Source organism: Bradyrhizobium sp. CCBAU 65884 (genome assembly GCF_028128835.1).
Classification (GTDB): Bacteria; Pseudomonadota; Alphaproteobacteria; order Rhizobiales; family Xanthobacteraceae; genus Bradyrhizobium; species Bradyrhizobium ottawaense.
Map to the genome: position 1 here is coordinate 1 of NZ_LBJU01000021.1, position 646 is coordinate 646.

General features: G+C 62.1%; 1 pseudogene. It reads left to right on the forward strand.

The window, feature by feature from the left end:
- Positions 1 to 115: 115 nt before the first annotated feature.
- Positions 116 to 646, forward strand: a pseudogene (locus XI03_RS01555) (IS21 family transposase); the annotation flags it as partial.

Below are 646 nucleotides of genomic sequence, written 5' to 3' on the forward strand. Positions count from 1 at the left end.
TTGTCATTCGGCCTGCAATATTGACCCCCTAAGCCGGGGGATCGGCGTCCAAAATTGACCCCCTACAGATTGGTCTGTTGCGCTGCCTGCTTTGGAACGAAGCAGGTGGTGGGGGATGCTGATCGTGGAGACGATTGCCCGGATCCGGCGCGAGCACTTCATCAAGGGCAAGACGATCAAGGAGATCGCCCGTGACCTGAAGGTGTCGCGGAACACGGTTCGGAAGGTGCTGAGGTCGGGAGAGACCTCCTTCGAGTACGAGCGGCAGGTGCAGCCGCGGCTAAAGCTGGGACGATGGGCAGTAGAGCTTGACGGATTGCTGGCGGCGAACGCGGCTAAATCGGCTCGTGAACAGCTGACGTTGATCCGGATCTTCGAGGAGCTGCGCGGCCGCGGGTACGACGGCGGTTACGATGCGGTGCGGCGTTACGCCAGGCGGTGGAGCAAGGAACGCGGGCAATCGACCGCAGCCGCTTATGTCCCGCTGAGTTTTGCCCCAGGCGAAGCCTATCAGTTCGACTGGAGCCACGAGGTGGTCTTGCTGAGCGGCACCACGGTGATGGTGAAGGCTGCCCATGTCCGGCTCTGTCACAGCCGCATGCTGTTCGTGCGGGCCTATCCGCGGGAGACGCAGGAGATGGTGTTC